The 14,667-nt window shown below is 64.8% G+C and carries 18 protein-coding genes and 2 pseudogenes; 10 read left to right on the top strand and 10 right to left on the bottom strand.

Annotated elements, in window-relative coordinates; translation table 11 throughout:
- From ACWEO2_RS41760 to ACWEO2_RS41750, 3 genes and pseudogenes are all read right to left on the bottom strand, one after another.
- Positions 1-1,000: hypothetical protein (locus ACWEO2_RS41760; RefSeq protein WP_452410444.1), on the bottom strand; the 1,000-nt coding region annotated here is incomplete at its 3' end.
- A gap of 47 nt (positions 1,001-1,047) precedes the next feature.
- Positions 1,048-1,578, bottom strand: a complete 531-nt coding sequence (locus ACWEO2_RS41755) for a hypothetical protein (protein WP_452410443.1) — start codon at positions 1,576-1,578, stop codon at positions 1,048-1,050.
- A 151-nt stretch (positions 1,579-1,729) separates the two neighbouring features.
- Positions 1,730-2,167 (bottom strand): annotated as a pseudogene (locus tag ACWEO2_RS41750) (toxin glutamine deamidase domain-containing protein); the annotation flags it as partial.
- Positions 2,168-2,323: 156 nt separating this feature from the next.
- On the opposite strand from ACWEO2_RS41750, the gene ACWEO2_RS41745 reads away from it, so the two are divergent.
- Positions 2,324-2,896 carry a hypothetical protein gene (locus ACWEO2_RS41745; protein ID WP_452410442.1) on the top strand — a complete coding sequence of 191 codons (573 nt, stop codon included), beginning with the start codon at positions 2,324-2,326 and terminating at the stop codon, positions 2,894-2,896.
- Positions 2,897-3,174: 278 nt separating this feature from the next.
- On the opposite strand, the gene ACWEO2_RS41740 is transcribed toward ACWEO2_RS41745, so the two are convergent.
- Both ACWEO2_RS41740 and ACWEO2_RS41735 read right to left on the bottom strand, forming a co-directional pair.
- Positions 3,175-3,708 (bottom strand): hypothetical protein, encoded by a 534-nt coding sequence (locus tag ACWEO2_RS41740; protein ID WP_354951899.1) that lies wholly within the window; start codon positions 3,706-3,708, stop codon positions 3,175-3,177.
- A gap of 109 nt (positions 3,709-3,817) precedes the next feature.
- Positions 3,818-4,243 (bottom strand): annotated as a pseudogene (locus ACWEO2_RS41735) (toxin glutamine deamidase domain-containing protein); the annotation flags it as partial.
- Between ACWEO2_RS41735 and ACWEO2_RS41730 the strand changes: the two are divergent.
- Positions 4,244-4,504, top strand: a complete 261-nt coding sequence (locus ACWEO2_RS41730) for a hypothetical protein (protein ID WP_452410441.1) — start codon at positions 4,244-4,246, stop codon at positions 4,502-4,504.
- A gap of 60 nt (positions 4,505-4,564) precedes the next feature.
- Positions 4,565-5,032: a hypothetical protein gene (locus tag ACWEO2_RS41725; protein ID WP_452410440.1), complete on the top strand. Its 468-nt coding sequence runs from the start codon at positions 4,565-4,567 to the stop codon at positions 5,030-5,032.
- Positions 5,033-6,129: 1,097 nt separating this feature from the next.
- On the opposite strand, the gene ACWEO2_RS41720 is transcribed toward ACWEO2_RS41725, so the two are convergent.
- Positions 6,130-6,369, bottom strand: coding sequence for a hypothetical protein (locus ACWEO2_RS41720; protein ID WP_452410438.1), 240 nt, complete (start codon positions 6,367-6,369; stop codon positions 6,130-6,132).
- Between ACWEO2_RS41720 and ACWEO2_RS41715 the strand changes: the two genes are divergently transcribed.
- The gene (locus ACWEO2_RS41715; protein ID WP_452410437.1) at positions 6,362-6,682 is read left to right on the top strand and encodes a hypothetical protein; all 321 of its coding nucleotides are present in this window, start codon (positions 6,362-6,364) and stop codon (positions 6,680-6,682) included. The two genes, ACWEO2_RS41720 and ACWEO2_RS41715, sit on opposite strands and share 8 nt — an antisense overlap.
- Before the next feature lie 542 nt (positions 6,683-7,224).
- On the opposite strand, the gene ACWEO2_RS41710 is transcribed toward ACWEO2_RS41715, so the two are convergent.
- Positions 7,225-7,455: a hypothetical protein gene (locus ACWEO2_RS41710; RefSeq protein WP_354951889.1), complete on the bottom strand. Its 231-nt coding sequence runs from the start codon at positions 7,453-7,455 to the stop codon at positions 7,225-7,227.
- Positions 7,456-7,726: 271 nt separating this feature from the next.
- On the opposite strand from ACWEO2_RS41710, the gene ACWEO2_RS41705 reads away from it, so the two are divergent.
- The gene (locus tag ACWEO2_RS41705) at positions 7,727-8,032 is read left to right on the top strand and encodes a hypothetical protein (RefSeq protein ID WP_452410436.1); all 306 of its coding nucleotides are present in this window, start codon (positions 7,727-7,729) and stop codon (positions 8,030-8,032) included.
- Between the two features lie 225 nt (positions 8,033-8,257).
- On the opposite strand, the gene ACWEO2_RS41700 is transcribed toward ACWEO2_RS41705, so the two are convergent.
- On the bottom strand, positions 8,258-8,452 hold the full coding sequence (locus ACWEO2_RS41700) for a hypothetical protein (RefSeq protein ID WP_452410435.1): 195 nt from the start codon (positions 8,450-8,452) through the stop codon (positions 8,258-8,260).
- A gap of 323 nt (positions 8,453-8,775) precedes the next feature.
- On the opposite strand from ACWEO2_RS41700, the gene ACWEO2_RS41695 reads away from it, so the two are divergent.
- The 3 genes from ACWEO2_RS41695 (at position 8,776) to ACWEO2_RS41685 (ending at position 10,756) form a co-directional block, all read left to right on the top strand.
- Positions 8,776-9,237 carry a cupin gene (locus ACWEO2_RS41695; protein WP_452410434.1) on the top strand — a complete coding sequence of 154 codons (462 nt, stop codon included), beginning with the start codon at positions 8,776-8,778 and terminating at the stop codon, positions 9,235-9,237.
- A gap of 226 nt (positions 9,238-9,463) precedes the next feature.
- Complete coding sequence (locus ACWEO2_RS41690; RefSeq protein ID WP_452410433.1) at positions 9,464-9,622, top strand: hypothetical protein; 159 nt, start codon at positions 9,464-9,466, stop codon at positions 9,620-9,622.
- 153 nt (positions 9,623-9,775) lie between these two features.
- Positions 9,776-10,756: a methyltransferase gene (locus tag ACWEO2_RS41685; protein ID WP_452410432.1), complete on the top strand. Its 981-nt coding sequence runs from the start codon at positions 9,776-9,778 to the stop codon at positions 10,754-10,756.
- On the opposite strand, the gene ACWEO2_RS41680 is transcribed toward ACWEO2_RS41685, so the two are convergent.
- The gene (locus tag ACWEO2_RS41680; RefSeq protein WP_452410431.1) at positions 10,726-11,004 is read right to left on the bottom strand and encodes a zinc-binding dehydrogenase; all 279 of its coding nucleotides are present in this window, start codon (positions 11,002-11,004) and stop codon (positions 10,726-10,728) included. The two genes, ACWEO2_RS41685 and ACWEO2_RS41680, sit on opposite strands and share 31 nt — an antisense overlap.
- Before the next feature lie 62 nt (positions 11,005-11,066).
- On the opposite strand from ACWEO2_RS41680, the gene ACWEO2_RS41675 reads away from it, so the two are divergent.
- Positions 11,067-11,486: an SRPBCC family protein gene (locus ACWEO2_RS41675; RefSeq protein WP_452410430.1), complete on the top strand. Its 420-nt coding sequence runs from the start codon at positions 11,067-11,069 to the stop codon at positions 11,484-11,486.
- A gap of 213 nt (positions 11,487-11,699) precedes the next feature.
- Entirely contained in the window at positions 11,700-14,483 is a 2,784-nt protein-coding gene (locus ACWEO2_RS41670) for an AAA family ATPase (protein WP_452410429.1), read from the top strand.
- Here ACWEO2_RS41670 and ACWEO2_RS41665 read toward each other — a convergent pair.
- On the bottom strand, positions 14,467-14,544 hold the full coding sequence (locus ACWEO2_RS41665; RefSeq protein WP_452410439.1) for a hypothetical protein: 78 nt from the start codon (positions 14,542-14,544) through the stop codon (positions 14,467-14,469). The two genes, ACWEO2_RS41670 and ACWEO2_RS41665, sit on opposite strands and share 17 nt — an antisense overlap.
- Positions 14,545-14,667 lie beyond the last annotated feature (123 nt).

Genomic DNA, 14,667 nt, shown 5'->3' with positions numbered 1-14,667 from the left:
TCGGCGTCCCCGAATCGGCCGACGGCATCACCGTATTCGTGAATGGCGCGGGAACCACCGTCGGATATGCCGCGGTGCAGATGGCGTTGCAGCGGAGCACGTGGCCGGGGTCGTGGATCGCATTGTCGCTGAACTGGGTTCGCACGCCCAGTTCGTGATCGCCCGGTTGGTGCAACGCTCCATCGGCTCCGACGTACATACCATTCGGGACCGGCCCGTGGTGCTGCGGTGGGCTGTCGGCTGACGGAGTATGACCGGATTGCGGTTCGGGAGAATTATGCGTTGTCGGTGGGGTCGGCGTCTCTTGGCGTGCCGGCTCGTTGCGTGTCGGTTCGGGGACGCGGTTGTCCCTGGATGATTCGACGGCAGGCGAACGGGGCGTGACCTGATCCGCGGGGGTGATATGCGAACGGTCGGAATGAGAATCCCGGTCCGGATTGGAGTCGCGCCAGGCTCGCGTGGCCTCGTTGCTCGAATCGCTGCCGCGTTCGAGCCGATACGCCTCGTTGTACCCGCGGAGGAAATTCGGGTCGCGAGCTGGGTCGATGGATTCGGGGTCGCTGCCGAGTCGGCTCGGTGGTGCCGTGCGATGCTCCGCGCCGAGGTGATCTACCGGGTAGTCGACCGTATAGGACATCTCGCGACCGGCCCGGGTGCTCCATTCCTCGGCCCATCGGTACAGGCTCGGAAACTCGTTTTCGACAAGCCCTTGGTTCAGATGTCCGCCATCTTTGGACAACGGGCCGGTATAGGCGTGCGGATCCCACGCTGAACAGGCCCGATCGAGCATCTGTGGGGAGGAGATGCTGATGTCGATGGCGCTCGGTTCCCCGAGGCCAAGATTGTGCATGGATTCCTGGGGCCGACCGTTCAGTGGCTGTGTGTCTGTGGTCGAGTCGTGCAGCCTGATTTCGACCAGGTCGGGGTCGATGTTGTCGCGCCGCAGGGCTTCCAGCAGGGAGCTCCGCAGTTCCAGGTAGGCCTCCTGGCGCATGCCCAACGTCGATTTCTGTGCATGCGAATCGACCGAGACCGCAGGGTCCTGTTCTAGTACTTGAGCATCCCGTGAGTCGGCCAGCTCCCGTCCGTGTGGTTGCGAATCTGGGCCCACGACAGTGCCAGCATCGACATGGGATCGCTCGGCTGGGAGGAGAGGGTGCCCTTGTCGATCAAGAGCCGGTATGGCGGGGTCGACTGTTCGGGATTCTCCAGCCACTCGGGTTGTATCCGGTACTCCACCGTGTCCGGCTCCTCGTTGGTCAACTGCAGATGCAGTCTGATCCGGTAGGGATAGATCTGATATGCGGGCATTCGGGTGCCTTCCCTGATCGCCGACAGGTAGGTCTCCACCACGATGTCTACTGGCAGGCTTGGAAACTCCAAGATCACCCCGGTCTGGGCGTTGAGCACCAACTTCGTCAGCCCGAGGTAACGTCCCTGGCTGATCTGCTCGTCCCCCAGCTGCTGATAGACCACCCACCCCAGCTCGAACGGAAACATCCGGTACTGGTGATGTCCACCCAATGCCATCGCTAAATATGCGCGGGCTTGCTGTTCGGTCGTGATCGGTTCTTGCATGAAGCGGACTCCCATCGGATTGGAGCGGAATCGCGTGCAGGTCGGCGGCACGGTCGGCAAAGTGCGCGGGTGGGCGGTCCCAAGTATGGGTTGTCAACGGGTCCCACCACACCGGGCCGGTGGCCTCGAGCGGGTAGACCACTGCGATCGTGTGGCCAGCTTCGATAACCGGGCGGCCGTCGGCGTGGAATTGTGGTGTCCCGTCGGAGGTATGCGCGTGCCACCCGATCGCCACCGCCGCCGCCGAGCCGGGGCCGAGCCGCTCGATCAGTGCATGCAGAGCCTCGAACTGCTCGGGCACGCTGAGTTGCCGGTCGAACGCAAGCCAGTCACCGCCGAGCCACTCGCTGATCCGTTCAGCGGCTCCGAGTTCGCCGGTGTGGTTGTCGATGGTGCCATCGGGCAATCGGTCTGGGTATCGCGGTAGGGCGATCTGTGGGTCGCCATAGAACGTCGACAACCCCGCGGCCACCGCCTCGGCGCAACAGTTGCCTCGGCCCGGGAACTCCGGGCCTCCGTCGTTGATCAGTTTTCCGAACGGGTGAACGCTCGGATCGGCACCGACAATGAAACGGTTGCCCTCCCGCATAGCGTCCTCGACAGCCATCTGATACTCGGCAACCTCGAGGTTGCCCAGCCGGTCCGGTGCCACAACCCGGGTCTGCGGCAAACCGGTCAACCGGGCGTTGGTGCCGGCCCCCGCGATGTCGTTGCTGAGCTGCCGGATTTCCAGTGGGCCGAGCGGATGTTCGCCGTCGATGGCAGTGAGGCCGAAGTGCTCACGCAGACGAGAAGCCAGCGCACCGGGGGGCTCGTGTATCGACCAGGTGTGTTGGTCACCGACGGCTCGATCAGTCAGCACGGCAGCGAGATGAGCCGCGGCGCGATCGGTCGTGAACTCGACGGTGACATGGAACTGGTCGCCGCTACCGAGCAGTCGAGTATTCGTATTGAATATTCGATCGGCAACCTGCCCAACAGTGTCCGCGGCTCGCTGCGCATCGGTAGGTGTGACGGTGTGATCGGGAGTGAGGTGGACTCGGACAGTCGCCTCGATCCGAGCACCGTCGGGCCCGTCCACCCGACGGATCTCATAGGCAGGCTCATGCCCCCTCGCAGTAACCGGAGTGGAGACATCTCCCGGTCCTCGAAAGTTCGGTGCTCCTGCCTCGCCTGGTCCACGCGCTTGCGAATGTTCGCTGGAGCTTTCGTGCGGAGGCGCAATTCGTGGATCGCTTGGATGTTGATTCGTGCGCGGAAGGGCTTCTTGTCGATCCCGAGCCGACGTTCCATGACCGGATCCGGTGGCTTCAGATAGTTCGCCATTGGCACGGTCAGCTGGTAGTCGACCGACGCCATGGGACCGGTCTAGCGCGTAGTCAGGATCGGTTACACGGTCGGTTCGCGCTGGTCGACCTGTCTCTGTTGTCCGATCTCCGGGCGCAGATGTGGATCGGCTGGTCGGCAAGTCCGAAGGCGAAACACGATCACGAGAAGCTTCGAAGTCCGCGCCGGCGCTTGATTCTGCGCCCGGTGTTCGCGTTCGTGACTCGGTGGTCCGGTCAGCCTCTGGCGGCGGGCTCCCCGCGTCGGGTTCTAGTCCTCGAAGGTCCCCTGTTCCGGCCAGGTTCCGTCTTGACGGGATTTCCATTCCGCCCACGCCGCTGCGCGTGTCGCGCGCGCCCAGGTCGGCCGAATATGGAGCGGGTGCTTGGTGATGGTCAGCTGGAATTCTTCGGTCGGCTCCGGGGGTTGGACCAGCGACTCGATCCGGACTTGATACTGGATCATCTCCGAGTCCTCGTGTGTGCGTTGAATTGTCGTCCGAGTGCGATGTGGGTAGATCTGGGCGCCCTGGACCGGTTGGCCCGCTTCGATCGCCTGGTCGTACATCTCCCCTATCGTGAACGGATCCAGACTCGGGTGTACCGTCACCACGCCTGTTTCCCGGTTCACCACGTAACTGGTGAGGCCCAGATCCATGCCCCGCGCTATCTCCTCCGGGGTGAGTTTCGGACGGCACACCCATCCGTGCTGGAACGAAATCGGCCCTTCGAACTGCAGACTCGGGAATGCCTGGGCCAGATACTGCTGAACCTGTTCCTCGGTTTGGAACCGTTGTGCCACCATGTGATCCTCCATTCGGGTCGCTAATCATGAATCGCACCCCCATCGACCTGTCGACCAGATGCGCCGGCGGCTTATCGGAGATGATCGGTGGCTTCGGTTGCGCGTCCACCCACATCGGCCCGCTTGCCCCGTGCGGGTAGACGATCGCGGTAGCGTGCGAACCCCCCATGATCGGGCTGCCGTCCGGGTTGTAGAGCTTTTGCCCAGTTTGCGGGTCGCGGGCGTGCCAGGCGTTGTGCACGTAGGCCGACGCACCTGGGCCCTGTTGAGCTACCCAGTCATGCAATGCCTGGAACTGCTCGGGTATCGATCTGCCGCCGTCGTTGAAATGTTGCCAAGTGCCGCCGATCCACGCTTCGGCGCGCTGTAGACCGAGCGCTTCACCTCTGCGGGTGTCGATGCTGCCATCAGGCAACACATCCGGCCATCGAGGGGCAGCGACCTTCGGCCGACCGTTGTGCGTGGACAGGATGGCCATCGTGCAATCACTGCAGTCGTTGCTACGACCGGGTTTCGTGGGGCCACCATCGTTGATGTGCTCTGCGTACAGGTGAGGATCGGCACCAACAAGGAATCGACTGCCAGCACGGACGGAATCCTCGACTACGTGCTGATACGCGGGATCCTCGATATCGTTGAGGTTGCCTTCTCCGATCACCCGACTATCCCCAATGTCGCCGCGGGTGACAGGGGTATTGGCCTTGGCGATGTCGTTGCTGAGCTGGCGAATCTCGTCCGGGCTGAACCCGTGTCCGCGTTGGCCTGGTTCCGATTGCAGCCCGAGATGTTCGCGTAACTGCTGGACGATCGCGTCGGGGTGGGCGTCGGGATGCCAGGGTCCGGAGGAGTCACTGACATGGATGTGGAGGTTCGCCGCCGCCGGATCCGGCATGTGTACCAAGTCGATCAGTACTCGGTCGCCGGACAACAACCGCTGACCATGATTGAAGGTCAGATCCGTTGCCAACTGCGCCCTTTCCCACAACCGCGCCACCTGCCCCGGGGACACGCTGCGGTCAGCGGTGACATGCACCTTGATGCCAGCCATCGCGATGGAGCCTTCGTGCGCATCGGGGTAGCGCCGGAAGTCATAGGCGGGCTTGGCATTCGATCCATGCTCGGTGGGAACCGGAGTGGAATCGCCGCCCTCGGGCAGCTGCTGGCGGTACCACTCACGTACCTGTCGCGCTTGATGTGCCTGCTGCAACTCTTGGGGCGACAGCCGTTGCGGACCCTGGTGCGGGCGAGGCTGATCCGGTCTCGGCGCTCTGCCTGGATGCTGGGGATCATCTGGGCCGTGCGGACCGCGCTGCGGTGCGCGTGAATCCGGGTGCGGCGATGAGTGTTCCGCAGGACCCTCATGTCGTATCGGTGTAGGCGGGGCCGGTGTATGTGACTCGATAACTCGTGGGGGTGTCGAGCTACGAGGGAGTTCGGGAGGTGCCACCGGAGTGCGGTGGTGCGGTGGCGGGACCTGGTGCGGGCCGAGTTCTGGTGGACGCTGGTGTGGTACCGACGGTGTGCGGGTTACCGGCTGGTGCGGCGGTGTCGGCGCATGAGTGGGCGAATTGTGCGGTGCCGGAATCACATTCGTTGGTGAGCTATGCGGCGCAGGCGAGACGGGGCGGTGTGTTTCGGGGGAATGTTGTGTCGGTGGTGCCGGAGAGTGCGACTCCGGCGCAGGTGCATGTGGTGTCGGCAGCGGTGACTCGGGGGCACGCGAGGACGTCCGCGGCACGTGTGGCGAGGACGATTCGGGAGCGTACTGCAATACCGAGTGCGATTGTGCCTGTGAACGATCTGGCGATACGGGCTGCCGTGGCGGCGTGTCATGCGCGATGGGCGGGTGTGGTGTGGTCGGCTCATGCGTCGGCGCATGAGTTGTTGGTGGCAGTGATTCCGGTGCCCGCGATGACATCGATGATTCCTGCGGTGCTGGAGGCCGGGACTCCGGAGCAGGATCATGGGGGTGCGATTGTTGTTGGGCGTCGAGCCAGTTACGCACCTGGATGTCGTGTGGGCTCTCCCCGGGTGGGTGGGCGCGGGCGGCGGCGATTTCTTGATGGGTGGGTTGGTAGCGGCCGATGTGAGGGTTGTACTCGCCGCTATAGAACGGATCCATCGGAATGAGGCGGCCGTCGTCGAATCGCGCGACGTATTTGTGGACTTCGGGGTCGAAGCCTGGACGTTGCGGTGGCGGCTCCAGAGACGGGGCTCGAGTCGGTGTCGGCGCGTGTTCTGTTGCAAAAGGGCCATGTTCAGCGTGCTCGGAGCGAGCATCGGGCCGCGCATGAGATTGGTTCGCGTCGGCTTCGGTCACCGAATCCGGGCGTGCCCAGGGCGGCTCCGATTCCGGTGCACGCGTCGTCGACGTTACCGGGCGGTCGACCGGACCATGGTGCGGTGCAACCGATTCCGGAGTTATTCCGTCGTTTCTCCCTGTTCCCAAGCGATACGCTTCAGTTCCGACTCGCCCCAGGCTTGCCAGACCTTGATCTGCTCCTCGGATGCTGGACGACGCCCCTTCGCCTCCAACTCGGCTCGGTGAGCGTCCATCCTCCGAACCGCTTCCTGACTCTCGGGGTCGGGGTTGGACTGGCGCAGCGTCGGACCGAGAACTTCTCGCGCTATCTGCTCCATTTCCTCCGGACTGATGGCCATCGGGAATCCTTCCAAGATCGGTGAGACGGATGACATATTTGCCTGGGTCGTGCGGGCGCATCCCCGGCTCGAACGACCTGTCATCGATACGGAATCGGTGTCCCGGCGGGAAGACGACCTCTTCCTGGCTGAGACTGGCCCAGGAAATATCCTTACCGTAGCGGGATTCGATGATGAGCTCGACATTTCCGCCCGCCATCGAGGTCTCTTTGTCCGAGGACGCGAACCCGGGATCACCGACGACCGGATCGGGCCGATTGGGGTCGTAGTACTGGAGAAACCTCTTAAGTTCGACCGGGTCGTCGATGTGTAGGGATCGGTAGACCACCCCCTCATGGTCGGGCAGTTTGTTGTAGGCATTGATCAATGCCCGGATCTCGATATCGTGCTTCGCGAGCAACGCCTCGTCACCGTTGCGCATGGCCTTGTTGGCCGACTCGTTTAGTACAACGTCTTGGTTGCGGCGGATCAGACCGATCTCGGTGTCGGATAGTCGGGCCAGGCCGGGATATTCCTCGATGCTGTTGCGGGCTCGGATATCCCGAGCTTCAGGACTGACCGGATGGTCGCGCGCGTATTCGCGTTCGGCGATCGGGTCGTGGTACTCCGGATTGGCGTAGTACCGCTTGCTCTCCACCGGCAGCTTCGGCCAGTACTTGGCCTCTTCCGGTTGCGCCGCCGGATTGCCTCCAGCACTGTGGTTATCAGGATCTGACGGGTGGCTGTGGCCCGCCGCCGGGTCGTGAGAGCCTGGGGCGGGGAGGGAGTGCTCGCCTCCGCTTGGCATTCCGGGCCGAGGTGAATGACCAATAGTCGGTTCGGGGACCGACGTGTCGCGACGCTCGCCGTTGTCGGTTAAGAGGCGATTACCCCGTTCTGCGGCCACGCTTTCTCGCGCTTGGCTCGGAGCATGATCTGTCCCGCCGCGGACCGGAAAATCACGTCCTCCGGTTGGTCCGTGCGGGCGGTGTTGTTCGTCGTGTCGATCGTCAGGACGCGGTCGAGGTTGTCCCTCGTCTCCCCGAACTGGTATTCCACCTCGTTCGGGTCGTTCCTGATTCGGTTGTAGTAGATCAGAAGCGCCATCGTGTCGTCCCCATAGTGTGTCGTACCGTTCGCCGCTGCGCGGTGCCGCAACCGGTGCCCAGTTGTGGTCGATGTTGGCGTGTGCGTGGGCCTCTTGATAGAGCGCCCCCGGGTTGTCGCGATAGTAGTTCGACTCTGCCAGTTCGTGCTCGAGCAGCACGATATCGGCGGGGTGCGGCCTACCGGATCGCAATCGTATCCATGCTTCGGCGATGTCGGGGTCGGCGTCGTAGCGTCGGTGTGCGACGGTTCCGTCGTAGTCCTGGATCGGATGTTCTTCGCGGAACAGGTGGTTCTTGATCTGCTGGACGTCGTCGTGTGTGAAGTGCGCCCCGTCGTCGCGCGGATGGTCGGCGAGAACGCTGGCGATGTCGCCGATATCACGGTCGTCGCTTCGGAAATGATCGTAGGCGTCTTCGGCCCATTCGAACGCCGCGAAATCGTCGCGTGGCCGGACCGCTCCGCCCGAATAGGCGACGTCCGGTTCGTCTGGTACGGCGGCGACTCGGGCCGTTCGACAGCTATTAGGGTCTCAAAAGTCTTGGCCAGCAGCAACTCTCCGACCTGCGGATTCTGAAGTTGTCTCACGACTTGGCCACTGGGATTTGTCTCAAAAAGATGGCCATTCTTCAGGACTGGCGGCAGCCTACTGGATCCCGCTTGCGGGCGTCCTGCGTGTCACTCCAAAGCGGCTTTGCAGTGAGGTCATCTCTCACATTCTAATCGTCACGTGATGGATCATGCTATCCCACGGCATAGGCGAATCCGGCATTCGGCGTCCGGAGGATGACGCCCGGGGTGGCTATCGCGTGCAGCCCCAGAAACCCGCCGGGAACTGAAACATCAAGGACACCAGAATCAGTCGCACAGCACGGCGGCTGTGCGCGGCCCGGAACAGCAGCACGCCCATCGCCATCGTCGCCGCGGCCAGCACCAGCCAGAGGTGCTGCGGATGATGCTCGTAGTGAGCGTCGAACATCGGATGCGACAGCAGCAACCAAAGTCCCAGCGCGGGAAGGCTTATCGCCGCCGCCCAGGTCAGGCCCTCAATCTCGGCATTACTGCACCCTACGGCAGCCGCACTCGGCGCCCGGACGACGAAAGCATGCGGTGCAGGTCACCGCGATGCGTTGAGTAACAAGCAGCGTCAGTTGACGGATGCCGCGGGCATTCCCGCCGATTCAGACTCCATTCAGGCGATCGCATCGTTCAGCACTGATCGCCCCGTCGGGCCGCCCGGAATGACCCCCGCCGATCTGGTCGGCCGGGACTCGGCGTAACCGGCACTCTGTACCCGCTGCTGAGCATTAGGAGGAGCACATGAAATCGACTCGGGCCGTGCAGAACTCGCCCCGATATGGGATACGCGCCGCGATTACCGGACTGGTGGCCATTGGTGTGACCGCCGCGATGGCGAGTCCGGCCGCCGCGACACCCGGCGATGGCGTCACCGGCACGATTCTCAGCCAGACCAGCATCGGGGGCACCGACTACATTCTCCGCGAAATCACCATCGCACCGGGCGGATTCACGGGCTGGCACTACCACGACGGCCCCGTCTACGGGACGGTACGCAGCGGCGTCCTGTCCCACTACGACTCCGACTGCATGCTCGACGGCGTCTACCATGCGGGCGACTCCCTGGTCGAAACCCCCAGCTCCAGTTACATTCACATCGGTCGCAATCTGGGATCCGAGCCACTGGTGCTGGACGTGCTCTACGCCCTGCCGTCCCACAGCCCGCTGTCGGAGGATGTAACTGCCCCCGGATGTGCCCGATAAGAAAGTCGCTGCGTCCGGGTGGACCGACTACAGAACCTTCGCGGTTCAGCGTGTACGACTCCTGGGCAATCCGATTCGAGGGGCCAAAATGGCCCCGCTGCAGCAGGTTATCAACGAGCTGGGTCGATGAATTCGATAAATTCGACCACCTCTGGCTGCCGGGCGACGACATCGACGCGAACACCGCAACGATCCGCCGACCCCCGCTGTCGGATTCGAGAAGCTGATGCAGATCGACACCGACGTCGGCTTCTCCCTTCCATGCGGTGAATCGGCTCTATGCGGTGAATCGGCGACGCTTCCCGTGGTGTGCGGGATCTACGCCAAGAAGGGCCGCCGCGAACTGATGGCGCATGTCGAGCCCGGCACCGAGGAGCTGACCTGAAACGACCTGTCCCGCAACGCAAACGACCCGCGGCACCACAGCGTGGCATTTGCGAGTACATCGTCGAGACGCCGGGCCTTGCCCCGGCTTGATACGGAGTGATCTGTTATGCCCGAAGCTACGACTGTTCCAGAGCTGCCACCTACTGCGGTGATGATGCAGATCCTGGGCGGTTTCCAGATGTCCCAGGCAGCCTATGTAGTGGCGAAGCTGGGGATTGCCACGATCCTCGAGCAGGAAGGTTCGAAGCCGGTCGCTGAGCTCGCCGAGCATACGGGAGCGCAGCCCGATGCGCTGGGCCGCCTGATCCGGACGCTCGCGCCGCTCGGGTTGTTTGCCACCGACGACGACCGCGTCAGCATCACTCCGTTGGGGGCAACCCTGTCGGAGACGCACGCGCAGTCGCTCTACGACATGGCGTGTATGTGGATGGAGACCCACTATCTGCCGTTCAGCGAGCTGCTGTACGGCGTGCGTACCGGCCAGCCGGCGGCCGAGAAATACTATGGACAGCCGTTCTTGACCTGGATGGCCGCCGACCCGGAGCGGGCGGCGCAATTCACCCGGGCCATGGCCGAGGTGACGTCAAGCTTGCGCACCGGCATGTTCGACGGCTATCGGCTTCCGGCGGGCAGGACAGTAGCCGATATCGGCGGCGGCGACGGTAGCGTGCTCGTCGAACTGCTGACACGCAGCGAACCCGACCGGCAGGGGATCGTGTTCGATCAGCCCAACGTCACACCCGAAGCCGAGAAGACCATCGCAGCCGCGGGCCTGGCCGAGCGTGTCGACGTCGTCACTGGAGACTTTTTCGCTGAAGTGCCGACCGCCGACATCTACGTCCTCGGCCACATTCTGCACGACTGGGACGACGTGTCGAGTCGGCGCATCCTGGCCTCCATTGCCGCTGCGGCGTCACCGGGAGCGCGGGTTCTCATCATCGAGGGAATGGTACCGGCCGGTGACGCGCCTCACCTGACCAAGGCGATCGACCTGACAATGCTGGGAATGGTCACCGGAAAGGAACGCAGCAAGCAGGAATACCGCGAACTGCTCGAGGGTGCTGGATTCACGCTCGACCAGGTCGTGGCCACGCCGAGCCCTTACTCGATTCTGGAAGCCACGCTGCGTTGAGACATTCCAAACGACCCGATCGCGGCGTCGAGGAATCCGTGTCCCGCACAGTCGAATACGGCGTCGATCCTGCCGGACGCGAGGGCGCGCACCCGATCGGCGACACCATCGCCGTAGGTGGTCGGGGTCGCACCGAACGAGCGGACCACGTCCTGATCGGCTGCCGATGCGGTGCCGATCACCAGGGCGCCGGCCGCGCGGGCCAGCCGCGCGGCCATCGAGCCGACCGCTCCGAAGGCGCCGTTCACCCACGGGCCTGGCCGGACGTGAAATCGAACCGGTATCCCACCACTACAGAAGAGAGACAGATATGGCCTCCGTGCAAAAGGAGATCATCATCGATGTCGACCCCGCAGCCGTGTGGGCGATCATCAGTGACTTCACCGACGGGCCCGTCCGGATGGCGCCTGGCTTCGTCACCGACAGCCGGCTCGACGAACCGGACGTCAGGGTTGTCACGTTCGCCGACGGAACCGTGGTGCGGGAGCGGCTCATCGCGCTCGACGATGAGCGGCGTCGGTTCGTCTTCTCGATCATCGGCGACACCATTCAGCCGGCGCACGACAACGCATCTATGCAAGTCGTCCCGCACGGGGACGGCCACAGCCGGTTCGTATGGATCCACGACGTGCGACCGGACGACCTCACCATCCCGATGGGCGCCGTAATGGACCGGGCCCTGAGCATCTTCAAGCAGACGGTGGAGTCCTCCAGCGAGCACCTCGGCTAGGTCAGTCGCGTCATCGCCGCGGCGTTCGCTATCAACTGCCTTTCGTATTGTGCCGATACCCAGCGGCACCACTGTCTCGTCGGTTGCGCTCATCGCGCATCCATCATCTAGCGCCGAGTCACCGGGGCAGTCGCGAGCAGCCGATCCATACGTTTCAGGCAGTTCGTAGGATGGGCAAAGCTCCTCCGGGAGGAAACTTCTACTTGGGGTGACATGCTGCGGGACGCGAAACACCAGCTGATCGGGCGGTATCGGGAGCTGGACGCGCTGGACCGCCTACTGCACGAGGTGAGCGACGGACGTAGCGGCGTACTGGTGCTGCGCGGTGAGGCTGGCGTCGGCAAGTCGGCACTTCTCGATCATCTGGCCGCGCAGGCAACGCAAATGCAGACAGTTCGTACGGTCGGCGTCGAAGCGGAGTCCGATTTCGCGTATTCAGCCCTGCAACGCCTTTGCGCCCCGCTGCTGTCACATCTCGAACGGCTGCCGCCGGTGCAGCAGGATGCGCTGCGTGTCGCGTTCGGCCTGAGCGCAGGGAATCCGCCCGAGATGCTGCTGGTCGGGATGGCGGTCCTCGGTCTGTTTGCCGAGGCGGCGGCCGCGGTTCCCCTGCTATGCCTGATCGACGATGCGCAGTGGCTGGACCTGATGTCGCAGCGGATCCTGGCGTTCGTCGGGCGTCGCCTGGATGCCGAGTCGGTGGCGATGGTCTTCGCCGAGCGCGCCACCGATGGGGAGAAGGAGGAAGGGCTTTCTGGTCTGCCGGACCTTCCCGTGCACGGGCTCGCTGACGCGGACGCCCGGGCGCTTCTCGACAGTGTGTTGCCAGGGCCGGTCGACGCCCGCGTGCGGGACCGGATCGTCGCAGAGACCGGCGGGAATCCGCTCGCTCTGCTGGAGTTGCCCCGTGGCCTGTCACCGACCGAGTTGGCCTTCGGTTTCGGCGGTCCTGGCGGCGCTCCGCTAGCGACCCGGGTCGAGGACGGCTTCCGCCGGCGTGTCGATGCGTTGTCGGCCGACACCCGTACCTTGTTGCTGGTTGCGGCAGTCGAGCCGGTCGGCGATGGCCCGCTGCTGTGGCGTGCCCTGGGCTTGCTGGGTATCGGACTCGAAGCCGCGGCACCGGCTGAGGCCGCGAACCTGATCACCTTGGGGGCCCCGGTGCGTTTCCGGCATCCGCTGGTGCGCTCGGCCGTCTGGCGCGGCGCCGATGCTGCCACGCTGCGCGCGGCGCACCAAGCCCTCGCCGAGGCCACCGACGCCGAGCGCGATCCCGACCGGCGGGCCTGGCATCAGGCCCACGCCGCGGTCGGGCCGGACGAGCGGGTAGCCGCCGCGCTGGAACAGTCGGCTGACCGGGCCTTGGCGCGTGGCGGCCGGGCGGCTGCCGCCTCCTTCCTGGAACGTGCTGCTGCGCTCACTCCCGACCGGGATGAGCGGGCGCGGCGGGCGCTGGCGGCGGCCGGGACCTATCTCGCGGCGGGCGCACCGGCCCAGGTACCCGACCTGCTCGCCGCCGCCCAGCTGGGGCCGCTGGACCGGCTGCAGCAAGCCGAGGCCACGCGGCTGCGAGCCCTGGCGTCGTACATGGCCAAACCAGGGTTCGGTGCGGTGCAGCCGCTGCTTGCCGCGACGACCCAGCTTCGGGATCTCGACCCGGCCGCCGCGCGCGAAACCTGCCTGTCGGCGCTCGGCGCGGCCATGTGGGCTGGCCGGATCGAACCTGACGGTCTGCGGCGGACTGCCGAGACAGCCCGCGGTTTGCCGCCTGGCGACGACACGGCGGGGGCCTTCTTGCGCGCGTTCATCACCTGGTGCGTCGATGGTCCAGGCCCTGCGGTCCCTTTCCTGCGGCAGGCACTGGGCGACTACGTCGCTGACGGCGACCCGGGGGCGTTGTGGCTAGCGGTGGCCGCCTCAGTGGAGTTAGGCGACCTCCAGACCTGTCTGAGCATCACGGAGCGCGCGGCTGCTACCGCCCGAGCTACCGGCACCTTGTCGCTCATCCCGACTGCGTTGACCTACCGCACGATCGCCCTGATCCACGCTGGGCGATTCTCCGAGACCCAGAACCTGCTCGCTGAGGCGGCGGCCGCGGAGGAATCCATGCGCCTGAGCGCGTCCACGGTCGCACCGGCAATGCTCGGCGCGTACCGGGGACGAGAGCGAGAGGCAGTGGGCCGGATCGAGAGCCTGGAACGCGACGGCGAGAAGCGCGGCCTGGGACGGCTGCTCGGCGTCGCAGGATGCGCGCGGGCAGTGCTCCACAACGGTCTTGGGAACTACTCGGGCGCGCTGGAAGCCGCCCGTTCTGCCCTGGAGTATCGGGACTTCGCTCTGCATCACTGGGCACTGTGCGAACTCGTTGAGGCGGCGGCTCGCACCGGCGAGCAGTCCATCGCGGCCGAGGCACGCGAGCAACTGGCCGACTGGGCTCGGACGGGCACACCCTGGGCGCAGGGTGCGCACGCCCTTGCCGAGGCGCTCACCGAGATACCCGGACCCGCCAGTGTGACCGAGCAGGTCGAAGACCGCTACCGCGAGGCCGTCGACCACTTCGGTCGGGGTGGGCTCGGCGTGCTCGAGGCCCGGACCCGGCTGCTATTCGGAGAATGGCTACGCCGCCGGAACCGACGGGCGCAAGCCCGCACCGAGCTGCGCGCCGCGCACGATGCGTTCGCGAACATGGACATGGAGGCGTTCGCCGAACGTGCCCGGCGCGAGCTGCTCGCCACCGGTGAGACTGTCCGCAAACGGACCGTCACCGGTACGCCGGTGCTAACTCCTCAAGAGGCGCAGATCGCCCGGCTCGCAGCCAACGGACACCCGAACGCCGAGATCGGCGCTGAGTTGTTCCTCAGTCCTCGCACAGTCGAGTGGCACCTGCGCAAGGTGTTCAGCAAGCTAGGGGTCTCCTCGCGTCGCGAGCTCGACGGTGCCCTGTCGATGATCCCGACGGTCGGGGATCTTCAGAACCGGGCTACGAAAGCACTGTAAGCAGCTCTCGGTGTGAGCTGATGCCGAGCTTGGCAAACACCTTGCGCAGGTGCCACTCGATTGTCCTGGCGCCGAGGAAGAGCTCCGCCCCGATCTCAGCGTTCGAACGTCCATCCCGCGCACGGCAATCCGGCGTTCATGCTCGGTCAGCTCAACTGTCGGCCGCGCGGAAGATTGCGGCACC

This window comes from Nocardia sp. NPDC004278 (assembly GCF_053602975.1).
This window is presented reverse-complemented; position numbering and strand designations above follow the sequence as displayed.